The 18,120-nt window shown below is 71.5% G+C and carries 14 protein-coding genes; 5 read left to right on the top strand and 9 right to left on the bottom strand.

Annotated features, from left to right (window positions below):
- Positions 1-49 precede the first annotated feature (49 nt).
- The 3 genes from BJ971_RS01980 to BJ971_RS01970 are packed head-to-tail and all read right to left on the bottom strand — an operon-like array spanning position 50 to position 2,373.
- On the bottom strand, positions 50-784 hold the full coding sequence (locus BJ971_RS01980) for an SCO6745 family protein (protein ID WP_184989090.1): 735 nt from the start codon (positions 782-784) through the stop codon (positions 50-52).
- Positions 785-824: 40 nt separating this feature from the next.
- The gene (locus BJ971_RS01975) at positions 825-1,742 is read right to left on the bottom strand and encodes a hypothetical protein (RefSeq protein ID WP_184989087.1); all 918 of its coding nucleotides are present in this window, start codon (positions 1,740-1,742) and stop codon (positions 825-827) included.
- A gap of 1 nt (position 1,743) precedes the next feature.
- A complete protein-coding gene (locus tag BJ971_RS01970) occupies positions 1,744-2,373 on the bottom strand; it encodes an MBL fold metallo-hydrolase (protein ID WP_184989084.1) in 630 nt (209 codons plus the stop codon).
- A 109-nt stretch (positions 2,374-2,482) separates the two neighbouring features.
- Between BJ971_RS01970 and BJ971_RS01965 the strand changes: the two genes are divergently transcribed.
- Complete coding sequence (locus tag BJ971_RS01965; protein WP_184989081.1) at positions 2,483-3,565, top strand: DUF4349 domain-containing protein; 1,083 nt, start codon at positions 2,483-2,485, stop codon at positions 3,563-3,565.
- 188 nt (positions 3,566-3,753) lie between these two features.
- Here the strand turns inward: BJ971_RS01965 and BJ971_RS01960 are convergent, their stop codons facing one another.
- The gene (locus tag BJ971_RS01960) at positions 3,754-5,013 is read right to left on the bottom strand and encodes an amidohydrolase (protein WP_184989078.1); all 1,260 of its coding nucleotides are present in this window, start codon (positions 5,011-5,013) and stop codon (positions 3,754-3,756) included.
- A 225-nt stretch (positions 5,014-5,238) separates the two neighbouring features.
- Positions 5,239-6,810 carry an acyl-CoA mutase large subunit family protein gene (locus tag BJ971_RS01955; RefSeq protein ID WP_184989075.1) on the bottom strand — a complete coding sequence of 524 codons (1,572 nt, stop codon included), beginning with the start codon at positions 6,808-6,810 and terminating at the stop codon, positions 5,239-5,241.
- Positions 6,811-7,015: 205 nt separating this feature from the next.
- On the opposite strand from BJ971_RS01955, the gene BJ971_RS01950 reads away from it, so the two are divergent.
- Positions 7,016-8,971, top strand: coding sequence for a serine/threonine-protein kinase (locus BJ971_RS01950; protein ID WP_184989072.1), 1,956 nt, complete (start codon positions 7,016-7,018; stop codon positions 8,969-8,971).
- A gap of 27 nt (positions 8,972-8,998) precedes the next feature.
- Complete coding sequence (locus BJ971_RS01945) at positions 8,999-10,648, top strand: phospho-sugar mutase (protein WP_184989069.1); 1,650 nt, start codon at positions 8,999-9,001, stop codon at positions 10,646-10,648.
- 39 nt (positions 10,649-10,687) lie between these two features.
- Here the strand turns inward: BJ971_RS01945 and BJ971_RS01940 are convergent, their stop codons facing one another.
- Genes BJ971_RS01940 through BJ971_RS01930 form a run of 3 tightly spaced genes read right to left on the bottom strand, consistent with a single transcriptional unit; the run spans position 10,688 to position 15,890 of the window.
- Complete coding sequence (locus BJ971_RS01940; RefSeq protein WP_184989065.1) at positions 10,688-11,368, bottom strand: GOLPH3/VPS74 family protein; 681 nt, start codon at positions 11,366-11,368, stop codon at positions 10,688-10,690.
- Between the two features lie 59 nt (positions 11,369-11,427).
- Positions 11,428-12,399: a GT-D fold domain-containing glycosyltransferase gene (locus tag BJ971_RS01935; protein ID WP_184989062.1), complete on the bottom strand. Its 972-nt coding sequence runs from the start codon at positions 12,397-12,399 to the stop codon at positions 11,428-11,430.
- Positions 12,396-15,890 (bottom strand): bifunctional glycosyltransferase/CDP-glycerol:glycerophosphate glycerophosphotransferase, encoded by a 3,495-nt coding sequence (locus tag BJ971_RS01930; RefSeq protein ID WP_184989058.1) that lies wholly within the window; start codon positions 15,888-15,890, stop codon positions 12,396-12,398. The genes BJ971_RS01935 and BJ971_RS01930 overlap by 4 nt, the downstream gene beginning before the upstream one ends.
- Before the next feature lie 116 nt (positions 15,891-16,006).
- Here BJ971_RS01930 and BJ971_RS01925 point away from each other — a divergent pair, with 116 nt between their 5' ends.
- Positions 16,007-16,462, top strand: a complete 456-nt coding sequence (locus tag BJ971_RS01925; protein WP_239087472.1) for an NUDIX hydrolase — start codon at positions 16,007-16,009, stop codon at positions 16,460-16,462.
- On the opposite strand, the gene upp is transcribed toward BJ971_RS01925, so the two are convergent.
- Entirely contained in the window at positions 16,459-17,091 is a 633-nt protein-coding gene (gene upp, locus BJ971_RS01920) for a uracil phosphoribosyltransferase (RefSeq protein ID WP_184989052.1), read from the bottom strand. The genes BJ971_RS01925 and upp overlap by 4 nt on opposite strands.
- A gap of 62 nt (positions 17,092-17,153) precedes the next feature.
- Here upp and deoC point away from each other — a divergent pair, with 62 nt between their 5' ends.
- Complete coding sequence (deoC, locus tag BJ971_RS01915) at positions 17,154-18,104, top strand: deoxyribose-phosphate aldolase (protein WP_184989049.1); 951 nt, start codon at positions 17,154-17,156, stop codon at positions 18,102-18,104.
- Positions 18,105-18,120: the final 16 nt, after the last annotated feature.

Genomic DNA, 18,120 nt, shown 5'->3' with positions numbered 1-18,120 from the left:
GCGACGGCCAACCGAAATCGGGGGCTCAGCCCGCCCGCGGCGGAGTTCGTCACCCGAGCCGGTGCGACAGCGACTCCAGCAGCCCGCAGAGCTCGATCCGCTCGGCCCGGTCGAGCTGCGCGTACGCCTGGCCGGCCAGCGAGTCCGCGACCGACTCCGCCCACATCAGGCGGCGCACTATCGGCCCCGGCGACGGGTAGGGCGGCTGCCAGCCGAACGCCACCGCGTCCGTCTCGCCGTCCGGGCCCGCGATGATCGCCTGCAACGGGGTGAGCCCGCTGGCCCGGACCGCGACCACGTGCACGCCGAGCCGGTGCTCGTGCAGCAGGTGCAGCATCACCGCCGCCTGCGCGCCGGGCGCCGTCTCGGGCACCGGCATCGCGCGCCACGCGGCGAAGAGCGGCAGCCCGGCGGCGTCCACTGCGGACACGACCCGCTTCGAGAGCTCCAGCAGCCGGTTCAGCCGGGGGAAGCCGCCCAGCTCGGCGACGCCCCACCGGCACAGCTCGTGCAGGTGCCAGGCGGCCACCTCGACCGGCGGGGTGGTCTTGGCCGCCGCCTCCCAGCCGTCGGTCACGGCGTCGGGCGCGATGAAACCGATCGCCGCGGCGACCGTCTCCGGGCGCACGTCGCCCAGCGCACCCGCGCGCGCCGACACGTGGTAGGCCCACCCGGACAAACCCATCAGCCGCGCGCGGCGCAGCGTCTGCGGCGACTCAGCGAACGCACCGACGAGTTTGGCGAGTCCCGGCTTGGCGTTGGCGGATGCCTGTTCGGGGGTCACGCGCCCGATTCTGCTCTCCCTGACCGGTTCAGGAAACCGGCTAATGATCCGGTTCATCGGCGTCGAGATCCTCGATCGCCGCCTCGACGTCGCCGACCTGACGCCGGGCCGCCGACGCGTCGCGCTCCGACGAGCGTCGGGCCAGCTTGCGCCGGGACAGCTCGGCCTGCGCGACGATCCGCTGCCGTTCGAGCTCGGCGAGCTGCTCCTCGATCTCGTCAACCGCGTGTGCTGCGTCACGCTCGGCCGCCTCGGCCCGTTCGAGGCGGGTACGCGCCCGGGTGTCCGCCGCCCGCGCCGCGGTCAGCTCCCGCTCGAGCTCGCGCCGGCGCTCGGCCCGCTGCTGCCGGGCCTTGCCGTCGGCCCGCCGCTTCCGCTCGTCCGAAAGTGACGGCACCGGGGCGGACTCGGGCTCCCCGGCCGCCGGCTCGGGCGGATCCTCCGCCGTGACCAGGCGCAGCCGGGGCCGGGGCACCTCGCCGAAGCCGGCGTAGGTCGCCGCCCGCACCAGCCGCCCGCCGCGGACCTGTTCGGCGACCTCCGGCTCGGCCAGCGCCGCCGTCAGCGTCGCCTCCACCTCGGCCATCGGCAGCTTCACCGTGCGCAGCCCGGGCTCCTCCTCGACGGCCAGCCGCTGCGCGGCGTTGACCAGCGCGGACACCACCTGGCGGCGCTGGGTGGACAGCTCGCGCAGCTGCTCGCCGTGCAGGCCGCGCTGTGCCGCGCGCAGCGCGGTGGCGAGCTCGACCAGCTCGTCGATCAGCTCCGGCCGGCGCAGGGCGAGCAGGTTGACCAGCCAGGCCGCAACGGTCGGCTTGCGCAGCGCGGCCAGCCGCTTCGCCGTCTCCTTGTCGCCGGCCTCCCGGGCCTGCGCCACCGCGGCGGCCCGGCCCGCGACGAACCCGTCCGGCGGCGCCTCGTAGAGCGCCCGGATCAGCTCCTCGGTGCTGGCCGGCACGTCAGTCGAGGGTAGTGCCGGGCGCGACGTGCGCGTACCTGGTGCCGCCCAGCCGCTCCAGGTGCCCGTCGGATACCTGCGCGCCGGTGTCGGTGAGCAGGTAATCGTGCAGCGCGAAGGCCCGGTCCGGCTTGACCGCGCGGACGAAGTCGATCGCCTCGCTCAGCTTCATCCAGGGCGCGTTCAGCGGCACGAAGAGCGTGTCGACGTGCTCGTCGGGCACCGTGAACGAGTCGCCGGGCGTGTACACCGAGCCGGCGCCGTCGGAGATCAGGTAGCCCAGGTTGGCGATCCGCGGGATGTCCGCGTGGATGACCGCGTGCTGACCCCCGTACGCGCGGACGCTGAAGCCCGCCGCCGTGAACTCCGTTCCGGCCTCGACGGCCGTGACCGCGAGCGCCTCCAGCTTGGGCAGCACCTGGGGGTGCGCGTACACCCGCAGGCCGGGGTGCTTGACGAGCGCGGCCGCCAGAGCATCGGTGTCGAGATGGTCGAAGTGCTCGTGCGTGATCAGCACGGCGTCGGCCCCGTCAAGGGCCGACCTTTCGCTGAACGCGCCCGGGTCGACGACGAGGACGGCGTCGCCGCCCTCGACGCGCAGGCAGGAATGCGTGAACTTCGTGACGCGCACGGGACCCCTCCGGTGCCGAATCGTGACCGCTCACCTCGCAGTCTGCCGGAACCGGCGCATCCGCGTCGCGCGTCCCAGGGTGCAGATCTCAACGGTCAACGGAGGATCCATGCGTGCAGGACGAAAGATAGCGGCGGCAGTCGGTGCCGTCGGGCTGGCCTTGACACTGGCACTGGCGGGTTGCGGCGGCAGCGGCGGCTCGGACGATACGCAGTCCACCTCGGGCGGCGGGTCCGACAAGGGCGCGGCCGAGGCTCCCGCGGCCGGCGCGCCCGAGGCGCCTCGGGAGGACGCCGACTCGCAGGGCAAGGACCAGACGGCGCAGGCGCCCAACCTGGCCGTCGACCAGCGGTCGATCATCTACACCGGCTCGATCACCGTACGCGTCGACGACGTGAACATCTCCGCGGCTCGCGCCTCCGGCATCGCGACCGCCGCGGGCGGCTTCGTCAGCGGCGACAAGCGCAACAGCGGCTCCGGCTCGTCGGACGCCTCACTCGAGCTGCGCGTGCCGACGGACAAGTTCTCCACCGTGGTCACCCAGCTCGCGGAGCTGGGCGACGAGGAGCAGCGCGGCATCAACACCGAGGACGTCACCGAGGCGGTCATCGACCTGGACGCCCGGATCGCCACCCAGAAGGCCCGGGTGGAGAGCGGCCGCAAGCTGCTCGCCCAGGCGAAGTCCCTGAACGACCTGGTGATGCTGGAGCGCGAGGTGGCGACGCGCGAGGCGGACCTGGCGTCGCTGGAGGCGAAGAAGCGCCGCCTGGCCGACCTGACGTCCCTGTCGACGATCACCGTGATCCTGCTCGACCCGGAGGCGGTCGCCAATCAGCCGAAGGAGGACGGCCCGCCCGGCTTCCTGGCAGGCCTGGAGAACGGCTGGAAGGGCCTACTGACCTCGCTGGGTGTCCTGGTGACGATCATCGGCTGGCTGCTGCCCTGGCTCATCGCCATCGGCCTCCCGGCCTGGGCCATCGTCCTGGCCTACCGCCGCTACCGCCGGTCCCACCCGGCCAGCCCGCCCCGCCCGGCGATCCCCGCCTTCGCGACACACGGCCCGCCGCCGGGCTACCCGGTCCACCCGCACCGCCCCGCACCCCCGGCCGCCCCGCAATCCGCGCCCCCGGCGGCCCCGCAGTCCGCACCGCCGGCTACCCCGGCTTCGCCCGACGAGAAGGACGCCAAATAGCAGTCGGCCCTGTCGCCTCGATCCGAGGCGACAGGGCCTTTGTTCTGTCGGCGCGCAGCGGCGACGAGCGCGACCACTCACGCACCCGGAAGGGAGCGAAGCGACCGGGGCCCGCGGGAGCGACGGTCAGCACCATGCACCGCCGTGGCAAAAAAGCTCATGATCGGTGTTAACGCTCTTGATCTTTGTCAGTAAGCCGCGGTCGACAGCGCGGCGAGCGCGGTATGCACCAACACCCGCACCCCATAACCGATGCACCGCTCGTCGACGTCGAAGTTCGACTGGTGCAGGTCCGCGTGCACGTCCTGGCCCGGCGCGCCGGTGCCGAGCCGGATCATCGCACCCGGCACGTTCTCGAGATAGAAGGCGAAGTCCTCGCCGCCCATGCTGATCTCGGCCTCGACGACCCGGTCCGGGCCGAGCGCCGCGCCGGCCGCGCCCGCGATCACCGCGGCCGCCATCCGGTCGTTGATCACCGGCGGGACGCCGCGGGTGTACTTGACCTCGACCTCGGCGCCGGTCGCGGCGACCACGTCGCGGATCAGCTTGGTGATCAGCTCCGGGGCCTCGCGCCAGGCCTCGCGGTTGAGTATGCGGACCGTGCCGAGCACCGAGCCCTCGCCCGGGATCGCGTTGAACGCCTGCCCGGCCCGCACCGCGCCCCAGACCATCGAGACGCCGGCGCGCGGGTCGACCCGCCGGTCGAGCAGCGCGGGCACGTCGACGATGACCCGGCCGAGCGCGTGCACCAGGTCGGCCGTCAGGTGCGGGCGCGCGGTGTGCCCGCCCGGGCCGCTGAGGCGGACCTCGACGGTGTCGGCGGCGGCCGTGAACGGGCCGGAGCGGACGCCGACCAGGCCGGCCGGCAGCTGGGGGTAGCAGTGCAGCGCGTAGATCGCCGCGACGTCCTTGAGCGCGCCGGAGGCGATGACCTCGGGCGCGCCGGACGGGACGCACTCCTCCGCGGGCTGGAAGATCAGCCGGACCCGGCCGGGCAGCTCGCCCTGCTCGTTGAGCTGGGCCAGGGCGAGGCCGAGGCCGAGCAGCACGGTGGTGTGCACGTCGTGGCCGCAGGCGTGCGCGACCCGGTCGACCGTCGAGCGGTAGGGCACGTCCTTGGTGTCCTGAAGCGGCAGCGCGTCGAGGTCGGCGCGGAACGCGATCACCCGGTCGCCCTCGCCGATGTCGCAGATCAGACCGTTGCCCTTGGGCAGCAGCTGCGGGCTCAGGCCGGCGACGGCGAGCTCGCGGGCGACAAGTGCGGCGGTCTCGAACTCGGCGTGCGACGGCTCCGGGTGCGCGTGGATGTGCCGCCGGATCGCTACCAGCTCGGCGCCCCGGGAGGCGAGCCAGCGGTCGAGCTGGCCGGGCAGCGGGTCGGCGCCCGGCGGCGGCCCCGGGAAGGGCGCCAGCTGGGAGTCGTCGGGCACGGTCAAGGCTGTTGTCACGTCGGATTCTCTATCGCTCTCGTCAACTGAACCGGTTTCCGCAACGCGCGACAGCTTAGACCTGATGAGGTGACGCTGTGCAACGCCATTCCCGCAATGATCAACCCTAACCGTGTCACTAAAGCCCTGATTAGAGCCTTTCGCGGGCGGCATCAGTTCACCACTTCCTACAACGGGTGACGAAACGCGAAGGTAACGCGGCTCCGGCCCGACCCGAGACCTCGATCAGAAGTGCTCAACGGGGTGGTACACGCCCCACACGTCGCGAAGTGTGTGGCATACCTCGCCCACGGTGGCACGCAGTCGCAAGGCGGCGCGCATCGGGGGCAGGACGTTCTCCGTACCCGCCGCCGCCCTGCGCATATCCTCCAGCGCCGCCTCGACCGCCGGGGAGTCGCGGTCGGCGCGCAGCTTCGCCAGTCGGGCGGCCTGGTCCGCCTCGATCGCGGGATCGACCCGGAGCGGCTCGTACTTCTCCTCCTCGTCGATGCCGAAGCGGTTGACGCCGACGACGACCCGCTCGCCGCTGTCGATCTGCTGGGAGATCCGGTACGCCGAGGTCTCGATCTCCTGCTTCTGGAAGCCCTGCTCGATCGCCTCGACGGACGAGCCGAAGCTGAAGACCCGCTCGATCAGCGCGGTCGCGGCGGCCTCGACCTCGTCGGTCATCGCCTCGATCACGTACGAGCCGGCGAACGGGTCGACGGTGTCCACCAGGCCGCTCTCGTACGCGAGCACCTGCTGGGTGCGCAGGGCGAGCCGGGCCGACTTCTGCGTCGGCAGCGCGATCGCCTCGTCGTAGGCGTTGGTGTGCAGCGACTGGGTGCCGCCGGCGACCGCGCCCAGCGCCTGCACCGCGACCCGGACCAGGTTGACCTCGGGCTGCTGCGCGGTGAGCTGCACGCCGGCGGTCTGTGTGTGGAACCGCAGCATCAGCGACTTCGGATTCTTCGCGCCGAACTCGTCGCGCATGATCCGGGCCCACATCCGCCGGGCCGCCCGGAACTTGGCGATCTCCTCGAGCAGCGTGGTGCGTGCGACGAAGAAGAACGAGAGCCGGGGCGCGAAGTCGTCTACGGCGAGCCCGGCGGCGATCGCCGCGCGCACGTACTCGATGCCGTTGGCCAGCGTGAACGCGATCTCCTGCGCGGGCGTCGCGCCGGCCTCCGCCATGTGGTAGCCGGAGATCGAGATGGTGTTCCACCTCGGGATCTCGGCGCGGCAGTACGCGAACGTGTCGGCGACCAGGCGCAGCGACGGCTTCGGCGGGAAGATGTAGGTGCCGCGGGCGATGTATTCCTTGAGGATGTCGTTCTGGATGGTGCCGGTCAGCGCGGAGCCGGGCACGCCCTGCTCCTCGGCGACGAGCTGGTAGAGCAGCAGCAGCACCGAGCCGGGCGCGTTGATCGTCATCGACGTGGAGACCTTGTCCAGCGGGATGCCGTCGAAGAGCTGCCGCATGTCGTCGATCGAGTCGATGGCCACGCCGACCTTCCCGACCTCGCCGTGCGCGATGGGGTCGTCGGAGTCGTAGCCCATCTGGGTGGGCAGGTCGAAGGCGACCGACAGGCCCATCGTCCCGGCCGCCAGCAGCTGGTGGTAGCGGGCGTTGGACTCGGCGGCGGTGCCGAAGCCCGCGTACTGCCGCATCGTCCACGGGCGCTGGGTGTACATCGTCGGGTAGACGCCCCGGGTGTACGGATACGCTCCGGGTTCGCCGAGCCTGGTGTCGACGTCGGGCGCCACGTCACCGCTGCCGTATACCGGCTTGATCTCGAACCCGGATTCTGCGTTCACAAGGGCGATCCTAAAGCAGCGTTAAGCACACGCGGGTGAGGTATTTTGCACTCTCCGTCCGAAAAGTTCCACCCTATGCGACAACGCGCTCACCCACGGTCGAGGTTTGGAGAACACCCCCTCGGCGGCTTTCCGAAAAGGGGTGGGAACCGGCAAGATAGCCTGGTTGGCCGACAGCCCCCTACCCCCTTCGGTGGCATCTCTCGTGACTCAGATTCCGACCTGGAGCGGTGGCAACTCTGCTCCGACCAGCGGACGCGCGGCCCCGGGCACGCTCATCGGCGGGCGTTACACGCTGCGCGCCGCGGTGGGCCACGGCGGCATGGGCACGGTCTGGCGGGCCGCGGACACGCTGCTCCGCCGCGACGTGGCCATCAAGGAGGTCATCCTCCCGCCCGGCCTGGCTCCGAGCGACCGCGACTCGATGTACGAGCGGACGATGCGCGAGGCGCGGGCCGCCGCCGCCCTCCAGCACCCGGCCGTCGTGCAGGTCTACGACGTGGTGCACGAGAACGGCCGCCCGTGGATCGTCATGGAGCTGCTGGAGGCGCGCAGCCTCGCCGACATGGTCATCGAGGACGGCCCGGTCGCGCCCCGCGTGGTGGCGAAGATCGGCATCGCGCTGCTCGGCGCGCTCGAGGTCGCGCACGCGCACGGCGTGCTGCACCGCGACGTCAAGCCCGCCAACGTGCTGATCTGCACCGACGGCCGCTGCGTGCTCACCGACTTCGGCGTCGCCCGGATGCCCACCGACGTGCAGCTGACCACGCCCGGCATGGTGCTGGGCTCGCCGCACTTCATCTCGCCCGAGCGGGCGATGGGCAGCGACTTCGGGCCGCCCAGCGACCTGTTCTCGCTCGGCGTCACGCTCTACACCGCGATCGAGGGCCGCCCGCCGTTCGACAAGGGCGACCCGATCGAGACGATGCACGCCGTCGTCGAGGACCCGCCGACCCCGGCGGTGCGCGCGGGCTCGCTGACCCCGGTGCTGATGGGGCTGCTGGAGAAGGACCCGGCCCGGCGCTTCGACGTGCAGAGCGCGCGCACCATGCTGCGCCAGCAGCTGGCCGGCCCGCTGGCCAGCAAGGCACCGCCGCACATGATGACGGACCCCTATTCGGTGGTGCCGGCGCAGCGCCCGCCGGCGGCCGAGACCCAGCCCATCCCGCCGCAGCAGCCGAAGCCGTCCGGCCAGATCGGCGGCCGGGCCATGCTCGCACCCGGCGAGTCGCTGACCGGCCGCCTGTCCAAGCTCAAGCCGGGCAACTCCGGCGGCGGCCGGCGCCGCGCGCCCGAGGCCGAGCCCGCGGACGCGCCGACCGGCGCCTACCCGCCGCCGCCCGGCCTCGACGACAACAACCGGACCAGCGTCATCCCGCCGGGCGCCCAGCAGAGCGAGGCGACAAGCGTGCTGCCGCCGCGGCGGCAGTGGGACGGCGCCCGCGCGGCCCGTGACCCGATGCCCGGCACGGTAGTGACGAACCCGGCCGCGAAGCGGCGCGCAATGATCGACAACGCGGTCGCCACGGTCCGCGAGAACACGGCCCGGGCCGTCGCCACGGCGAAGGGCTGGCCGCGCTCGACCCAGCTGATCGCCGGCGGCGGCGCGCTGGCCGTGGTCGTCGTACTGGTGCTGGTGTTCTCGCTGTCCGGCGGCGGCGAGAAGGCGCTGCCGCCCGACCAGCCGTCGACCGGCGGTCAGGTCGTGCCGGCGTCGCTGGAGACCCAGGACTACAAGGGCGACGACGCCGTCACGGTGAGGGTGCCGAAGGGCTGGTCCCGCGCGGCGAGCGGCAACTGGGTCGACTACGTCGACCCGGACGACAAGTCGACGAAGGTCCGGATCCTGATCGAGCCCGGATCCATCCCGCCGCGCAAGTTCGCCGAGACCACGGCGCCGGGCACGCTGAAGAAGTCGAAGGCCTGCCCGAAGCCGTTCAACCACCTCGGCGCGACCGATGTCGAGATCGCCGGGCTGACCGGCGCCCAGTTCGAGTACACGTGCGGCGAGGGCGACACCATGCGGCACGGCATCTGGTGGCAGACCACCACCGGCGGCAAGATGTACTCCTTCTACCTCACCACGACCGAGGCACAGTTCGGCGACAAGAAGCAGTACTTCGACGAGATGGCCAAGACCTTCACCCTCCAGGCAGGCTGACCCGGCCCGCCGTGCTATCCACTGAGCATGGCAACTGACGACCTTCGCAGGCTGGCCGAGACCTGGCTCGCCGACGATCCCGACCCGGCCGCGCGCGACGAGATCCGGGAACTGATCTCCCGGCTCCCCGGCAGCGCGGATGAGCTCGCCGACCGGTTCGCCGGCCCGCTGACCTTCGGCACGGCCGGCCTGCGCGGTCGGCTGCGCGCCGGGCCGAACGGCATGAACCTCGCGGTGGTCACCCGGGCGGCCGCCGGCCTGGTCGGCTGGCTGGCCGCGCAGGGCGGCCAGGGTCCGCTCGTCATCGGCTACGACGCCCGCCACGGCTCGCGGGAGTTCGCCCAGCAGACCGCGCGGGTGGCGACCGGCGCCGGGCGGGCGGCGCTGCTGCTGCCCCGGCCGCTGCCGACGCCGGTGCTGGCGTACGCCGTGCGGGCGCTGGACGCGGTCGCGGGTGTCATGGTCACCGCCAGCCACAACCCGCCGCAGGACAACGGCTACAAGGTCTACCTTGGCGCACAGCTCGGCGGGCCGGGCGGCGCCGGCGCGCAGATCGTCCCGCCGGCCGACACCGGCATCGAGGCCGCCATCCAGGCGGCCGGCCCGGTCACCGCGGTCCCGCTGGGCGAGCCCGGCACGGTCCTGGAGGAACGGATCGTCCAGGGGTACGTGGACAGCGCGGCCGACGTCGTCGCGCCCGGCCCTCGCGATCTCAGGGTGGCCTACACGCCCCTGCACGGCGTCGGCGGCGAGGTGTTCGCGGCGGCGTTCGCCAAGGGGGGATTCCCGGCGCCGGGCGTCGTCGCCGAGCAGGCCGAGCCGGACCCGGAGTTCCCGACCGTCGCGTTCCCCAACCCGGAGGAGCCGGGCGCGATGGACCTGCTGCTCGCCCTCGCCTCGGCGCTCGACGCCGACCTGGCCATCGCCAGCGACCCCGACGCCGACCGCTGCGCCGTCGCCCTGCCCGGCGCGGAGCCGGGCAGCTGGCGCCCGCTCAGCGGCGACGAGCTCGGCATCCTGCTCGCCGACCACCTGATCCGGCGCGGTACGGCCGGCGCCTACGCCACCACGATCGTCTCGTCCACGCTGCTGCGCGCGCTCTGCGCCGCCCGCGGCGTGCCGTACGCGGAGACCCTGACCGGCTTCAAGTGGATCGTGCGCGGCGCGGAGAAGCTCGCCTACGGCTACGAGGAGGCGCTCGGCTACTGCGTGGCGCCCGGCCTCGTGCGCGACAAGGACGGCATCACGGCCGCGCTGATCGTCGCCGAGATGGCGGCCGCGCTCAAGGCCGACGGGAAGTCCCTCGCCGACCGGCTCGCCGACCTGGACACGGAGTTCGGCGTCCACCGCACCGGCCAGCTGTCGATGCGGGTGGAGGACCTTGGCGAGATCACCCGCACGATGGCCCGGGTCCGCGCGAACCCGCCCCGGACACTGCTCGGCGACGAGGTCACCGACGTCGAGGACCGGCTACCGGACGCCGACGTGCTGACCCTGCGTACCCCGCGCTGCCGCGTGGTGATCCGCCCGTCGGGCACCGAGCCGAAGCTCAAGGCGTACCTCGAGGTGGTGGAGCCGGTCGTCGACGGCGACCTGGCCGCGGCCCGGCTCCGCGCTGAGGCCGCGCTGAACCGCGAGCTGCGCCCGGAGGTCGCCACCGCCCTCGGCCTGGACTGACGACGCCGGATCCGGGGCCTCGCGGCCCCGGATCGCGGGTCAGACCTTCGGGGCGCCCAGGGCCGCGGAGATCGCGCGGCCCAGGGTGGCCACGACGAGCGCGACGCTCGGGCGCACGATGGAGTCCTCGAGGTTCATAGCGCCGTAGAAGCCGGCGCCGCTGGCGATCTCCTCCAGCCGCTCGTGTGCCCGCGCCGACTCCTCGGGCGGCAGGCGCAGGGCCGGCTCCATCCGGGTCGCGATGAGCAGGGTGGCCAGTGCCGCCGTCCGCTCGTCCGGCGGCGCGTCGGTGATCAGGGCCTCGGCAAGCCGCTTGCGGATCTCGGCCTCGAAAGCGGGATCCGCCGTCGGGTAGCGGTGCACGTGGATGTGGCCCATCTGGGTCTCGTCCACGTCGCGCACGACGCCGCGCGCGATCAGGTCCTGGAGGACCCGGTTGCGCAGGTTGTGCCGCAGCCGCTGAACCCACTGCGCCGGTGTGTGCGGCTCGTCCGCCGCGGCCTTGGCGAGCACCAGGTCCGCGATCGGCTCGCCGGTCGGCGTGGGGTCCTTGACTACCAGGTTCCCGTTCACGTAGGCGATCCGGCCAGCCAGCGCAAGGTCCACCAGCACGGCCGCGGACATGCCGAGGTCGAGCCCGATGCGGGAACCGGTCGCCTTGCCGGTCTGGTCGTCGTACGCGAGGAGGAGGAGTTCCTCAGCGAGCGCGATGGAGGTCATGGCGAAAACGATAGTGGCCGGTGTCACCAGAGCAACGGCCAGCCGTCCGGAATAAAAGGCTACTTCTTGACAACACCCATCGCCTCGGGCCATTGGCCGCCCTCGAACACGTTCGCGTAGCTCTCGCTGATGTGCCCGACGTCGATGGCCCAGCGTCCCGCCTGCGCCAGCTTCGCCGCCACCAGGGTGCCGGTGGGGCCCAGCGCGATCAGGAACAGCTTGTCCGGGTCCTGCGCCTCCAGCAGCGGCATCAGCCGCGGCAGGTCCGCGTACGCGTTCACCGGCTTCGAGTAGACGAACTCGATCGACTTCGCGTTGTCGAACAGCGCCGGCTCGAGGACGAACCGCGAGCCCTCGCCGGTGACGATGACGATCTCCTTGGCGTCCCAGACGTCGCGCCACAGCTGCACGCCCTGGCGGCCGAGGTGGATGAAGTACTGCGGGCGCGAGACGTGCGCCATGCCCCAGGTGAGCGTGGTGTCCAGCAGCGGCTTCACCTCGGGCCAGATGTCCAGCCAGACCCCGGTCCAGTGCACGTTACGGAAGGTGTACGGGAACGCGACCATCAGCTTGTCGCGGTCGTAGCCGTCCATCCGCAGCACCTGCCGCAGGTCACCGGCGAGCGCCGCCGACCAGGGCTGGAAGCGCAGGTTGAACTCCGGCCGCAGCATGGTCTTGAGCTCGCCGTCGCCGAAGCGGGCCAGGCTGATCCGCTCCTGGGCGACCTTACGAACGGTGTCCTCGAAGCCGAGCTGGCAGGCCTCGGTGAACTCGCGGATCTCGGCGAACGTGTCCCGTGCCGCCAGCGCCCGGAAGCCCTCGAGGTACTTGCGCTGCTCGCGCATCTCCCAGCGGATGTCGGTGAGCAGCGCGGTGGTGGACTTCTCATGCTTGCGAACCTCGGCGGCCTGCTTCTTCGCCTCCGCCTGCTGCTCCTTGAGCACCTTCACCAGGCGGGACTCCGGCCCCCGGCCCCCGGCGATGCGGCGGCGAACCTTGTGCCAGACCGTCGCCTTCGTCGGTTCGCTCATATCGTTCTCTCCTGCTTTCCGGCGGCCAGCATGCCCTCGATGAGGCGCCCGGTGGCGGCGCCGTCGTCCAGGTCGCAACCCTTGGCCGCGAAGTCGGTGTAGCGATCTGCGTAGCGGGCGGCGACGGCGTCGATGTCCCGGATCGCCGCCACCACCTCCTCCGACGTCGAGAGCAGCGGGCCGGGGGCCTCCTGCTCGAAGTCGAAGTAGAACCCGCGAAGCGTGTCGCGGTAGTGCGCCAGGTCGTAGGTGAAGAACAGCATCGGACGCCCGGTGTTGGCGAAGTCGAACATCACCGACGAGTAGTCGGTGATCAACATATCCGCTGCCGCCAACAGTTCGGCCATGTCGGGGTATGTCGATACGTCGAAAACGAAGCCGTCGCCGTTGCCCGGGATCTCGTCGATGACGTTCGGGTGCCGGCGCACGAGCAGAGCGTGATCCGCACCGAGCTTCTCCGCCGCGTCCACGACGTCGATCTTCATGGAGATCTGGTAGCTGCCGGCCAGGTACTCGTCGTCGCGCCAGGTGGGCGCGTACAGCACGAGCTTGCGGCCCTCGGGGATGCCGGCCGCCTTGCGGACCCGCTCCTTGATCGCGGCCCGGTCCTTGAACAGCAGGTCGTTGCGGGGGTAACCGATCTCCATCAGCTCGCCGTCGTACTTGAAGGCGCGGCGCAGGATCGGCGTGCTGAACGTGTTCGGCGAGACCAGGAAGCTCCAGTTCGGGGCCTCCATCTCCAGCTTCTCCAGGTAGCGGCGGTCGGTGAACTGCACGTCCGCGATGTCGAAGCCGATCCGCTTGAGCGGCGTGCCGTGCCAGGTCTGCACCACGACCTGGCCCGGGCGGCGCTCGAACCACTCCGGCAGGTGCTGGTTGGTGACGATGTAGCGGGAGGTCGCCAGCGACTCGTACCAGCGGCGGCTCCAGAGCGCCACCGGCTCGGCGCTGTGCGGCAGCGGTGCCTGGCCGTCGACCGAGACCCACTGGTGCTCCAGCTGGGCGCCGCGCGCGACCAGCTCCTCGTGCACCGCCCGCGGGCTGTCCGAGTACTGCCGGCCGGTGAAGCTGTTGTAGAGCACGACGTCGCGCAGCGGCTGCTTGCGCAGCGCCGGGTACTCCTTCTCGCGCAGCCGGGTCTGGTGGTAGCGGCCGCGTTCGTCCTCCTCGAGCGCCGTGCGGACGCGCAGCACGACCCGCTCGTCGGTCAGCCACTCCAGCGAGACCCGGGGTGCGTCCCCGGCCAGCGGCAGCGGCAGCGCGGCCATCACCTCGGCCACGGCGGGCAGCGGATGCACCGGCCCGTTGCTGTCGCGGTACAGCACGTTCCACATGCCGGTACGGATGCGGATGTGGTCGTCGAAGCTCGGCACCGCGATCGGGTCGACCTCGGCGTGCCAGGTGTCGCCGTCGACGTGCGCGTCGAAGCTCCAGGTCTCGCGGGCGTTGAACGGCCGCAGCACCAGCTTGAACCGGTCGACCGGGCCGTGGATCCGGCCGGAGAACCGGAACTTGCGGTCCGCGGTGCTCACCCCGGTCAGCAGCGGGCCGGTCGGCATGGTGACAAGCTGGGCCTCGCCGGAGAGCGCGGCGTGCACGTGCACGCTGAGCACGCCGATGTCGATCGGATCCCAGGCGAAGTCGTCGGCGGTACCGCAGGCGACCATTCCGCTGCGCTTGGTGCCGACCGCGAGGTCGATCCGGAAGCGGTCGGTGGGCTCGGCGACCCGCAGCGGCTCGTAGGTGACCCCGTCACGCTGCAGGTCACGCACCGGCACCCGGAAGCGGAACCGCTCGCCGTCGAGCTCGACGGGGTAGCGGCGCCAGGTCAGGCCGTCTATGCGCGACAGCGTCGCGCTGGTGACCGGAGCGTCGCCGCGCAGCCGGCCCTCGATCTCCAGGTGGTCGTCGACCAGGCGGCCGCCGGTCAGCCGGGCGGGTACCCGCTCGACCCGGAGCCGCAGCCGGCCCTGCTTGATGAACGGGGTGATCCGGACGTCGTCGCCGACGTCCAGGCCGGTCAGCTTGATCGGGTTGGCGGGCTGGCCGATCTCCAGCGAGCCCTTGCTCATCCGGCCCAGGCCGACGACCCCGGTCACCACGGTCCAGGTGCCGGTCTTCCAGCCGCCCTCGGGCGTACGCATCGTCTGTGGGTCGATGACGGCGTCGAAGCCGGACCAGTCGTAGTTGTTCTGCGCGGTGCCGTGGTCGGCGGTGGCGTCGGCGCAGCGCCGGGAGATCATCGGCATGCGCTTGGTGCGCCGGCCCGAGTTCTCCTTCAGCCAGATCAGCCGGGACGTGCTCCACGGCCGCGCGGAGGACTGGCCGGGGATGAACGCGTGCCCGCGGATGTGCAGCTTGCCGTCGCGCCAGGAGACGTCGTGCACCTTGGTGCGCGGCCGCGGGGTGCCGGCCGCGAACAGCTCGGGCGGCAGCTGCGGCAGCTTCTCGTGGTACAGGTCCATGTCGTGATAGCGGCGCAGGCCCTTGCGGGCGATCCGGCGCTGCTTCTTCATGACCGGGACCAGGTCGAGGATCTCCGGCAGCATCCGGTTGCGGATCAGCGTCCAGAGCACCCGCTGGTTGGCCGGCAGCTCGAGGATCGCCTCCGGGTCGATCGTGTCGAGGTACTCGTTGGTCCGGTCCATGAAGATCCGGCGGTACTCGTCGTCGACGGTCGGCAGCACCTTGGCGAAGATGAACAGGTCGCCGGTCAGCACCGACTCGTCGTAGAGCCGCTTGGTGGCGTGGTGGCCCGACTCGCCCAGCAGGGTGCTCACCTTCCAGCAGCCCTCCAGGCGGTCGATGAAGTTCTTGAGCTCCTCGCGGCGCTGAGTGATCGACTTGTCGTCGCCCTCGCGCTCACGCCAGTAGTAGATCGGCGCGTCGATGACGTCGACGCTCTTGGCGAGCACGTGCAGGGGCACGGTGACCGGGGTGTCCTCGTACAGCACGCCCTCGGGGAAGCGCAGGCCCTGCGCGTCCCAGAAGGTCCGGCGGTAGACCTTGTTCCACGCCGTGCGGTCGCCGAGCAGGACCGGCTGCTGGTCGACGTGGGTGCGCAGCCTGGTGTTGGTGAAGATGTCGCGGTGCATGCCGGACTGGATCAGGCCCTTGCTGCTGAGCCGCATCACGTTGCCGCAGGAGAAGTCCGAGCCGGTCTTCTCGAGGATGCCGACGAGCAGCTCCGCCGTGTACGACGGGAGCACGTCGTCGCTGTCCATGAACATCAGGTAGTCGCCGGTGATGTGCTCAAGGCCGGTGTTCCGCGCCGCGCCGAGGCCGGCGTTCGCCTTGTGCACGACCTTGAAGCGGGCGTCCTTTGCCGCGAACCGCTCGGCGATGTCACCGCTCGAGTCCTTCGAGCCGTCGTTGACCAGGATGACTTCCAGCTGGTCACGGGTCTGCGCGGCGATGGACTCAAGGCACTCGTCGAGGTACGGCGCCACGTTGTAAATGGGCACCACGATGCTCAGCACAGAACTCGCCATTCCAGCAGGATAGGGGTCCGCTCCATGCGCTCGACACACACCGTCTATGTGAGTGAGCTTCGGCCGATGTACTAGGGTGCGCCGCCGTGCAAGCGATTATCGCCACACTCGGGTACGTGACGTCGCCGGACCGCCGGAAGGTGCTGATGATCCGCCGGGACACCCGGCCGGACGACCTCCACTTCGGCTACTACAACGGCCTGGGCGGCAAGCTCGAGCCCGACGAGGACGTGGTGGCGGGCATGCGCCGGGAGCTGCGCGAGGAGGCCGGCCTGGAGGCGCTCTCCGTCGACCTCGCCGGCACCATCTCCTGGCCGGGCTTCGGTCGCGGCGGGGAGAACTGGTTCGGCTTCCTCTTCCGCATCCCGGCCTGGAGCGGCACCCCGCTGTCCGGCAACGCCGAGGGCAGCCTGCACTGGGTGGAGGTCGCCGACGTGCTGGCCGGCCGGCTGCCGATGTGGGAGTCCGACCGGCACTTCCTGCCGCTGGTCTTCGCGGCCGAGCCCAGGCCGTTCCACGGCGTCATGCCGTTCGCCGACGGGAAGGCGCAGAGCTGGTCGTACGCCGCCTAGAACCGGGGCATGCCGCCGAACTGGCGGTCGCCGGCGTCGCCGAGGCCCGGGACGATGTACATCTTCTCGTTGAGGCCCTCGTCGATGCTCGCCGTGATCAGGCGCAGCGGCAGCCCCGAGTCGCGCAGCCGCTCGATGCCCTCGGGCGCGGCGAGGACGCAGCAGACGATGACGTCGGTGCAGCCCCGGTCGACGAGCAGCTGGCAGCAGTGCACCAGCGAGCCGCCGGTCGCCAGCATCGGGTCGAGGACCAGCACCGGCAGGCCGGCCAGGTCGCCGGGCAGCGACTCCATGTACGCGCGCGGCTCGTAGGTGTCCTCGTCGCGGGCCAGGCCGACGAAGCCCATCGACGACTCGGGCAGCAGGCCGAGCGCGGCGTCGGCCATGCCCAGGCCGGCCCGGAGCACCGGCACGATCAGCGGCGGGTTGGCCAGGCGGGTGCCCTGCGTCGGCGCGACCGGCGTGGCGATCGGGAACTTCTCGATCGCGAAGGAGCGGGCGGCCTCGTACACGACCATCGTGGTCAGCTCGTGCAGTGCGGCACGGAAGGCTCCCGAGTCGCTCTCCGCGCTGCGCATGACGGTGAGTCGGGACTGGGCCAGCGGGTGATCAACGACGAGTACGTCCACGCCGCTCAACCTACCGGGGTTCCCCAAGATCAATTGCCGGAGGGCCGCGTAGAATCCTTCTCATGACTGCGACAACGACGTCGAGACTGCCCGACGTGTCCGGTTCCGCCTTTAACCTCCGTTCTTTCCTGCACGGATTGCCCGGGGTCGACAAGGTCGGCATCGAGGCGCGGGCGGCCGCCCTCGGCACCAGGTCGGTAAAGACGACCGCGAAGGCGGCGGCGATCGACCTCGCCATCCGGATGGTCGACCTGACCACGCTGGAGGGCGCGGACACCCCCGGCAAGGTCCGTGCGCTGTCGGCCAAGGCGATCCGCCCCGACCCCGCCGAGCCGTCCTGCCCGAGCGTCGCCGCGGTCTGCGTCTACCCGTCGATGGTCCCGATCGCGGCCGAGGTGCTGGCCGGCTCCGGCGTGCACCTGGCGAGCGTGGCGACGGCCTTCCCGTCCGGCCAGTCCCCGCTCGAGATCAAGCTCGCCGACACCCGGGACGCCGTCGCCGGCGGCGCCGACGAGATCGACATGGTGATCAGCCGGGGCGCGTTCCTCTCCGGCCGCTACGACCACGTGTTCGAGGAGATCGTCGCGGTCAAGGAGGCCTGTGGCTCCGCGCACCTCAAGGTGATCCTGGAGACCGGCGAGCTGGGCACGTACGACAACGTCCGCCGCGCGTCCTGGCTGGCCATGATGGCGGGCGCCGACTTCATCAAGACCTCGACCGGCAAGGTGCCCGTCGCCGCGACGCCGCCGGTGACGCTGGTGATGCTCGAGGCCGTGCGGGACTACCGGGCGCAGACCGGCCGCCAGGTCGGCGTGAAGCCCGCCGGCGGCATCCGCACGACCAAGGACGCCATCAAGTACCTCGTGATGATCAACGAGACGGTCGGCTCCGACTGGCTCGACCCGGACTGGTTCCGGTTCGGCGCCTCCTCGCTGCTCAACGACCTGCTGATGCAGCGCACCAAGCTCGCCACCGGCCACTACGCCGGCCCGGACTACTTCACGCTGGACTGAGGCACATGCCATCCCG

Origin of the sequence: Amorphoplanes digitatis (assembly GCF_014205335.1) — a bacterium.
In the GTDB taxonomy this organism is placed as follows: Bacteria; Actinomycetota; Actinomycetes; order Mycobacteriales; family Micromonosporaceae; genus Actinoplanes; species Actinoplanes digitatus.
Note: the sequence above shows the minus strand (reverse complement) of the source record. Positions and strands in the feature narration are given on the sequence as shown.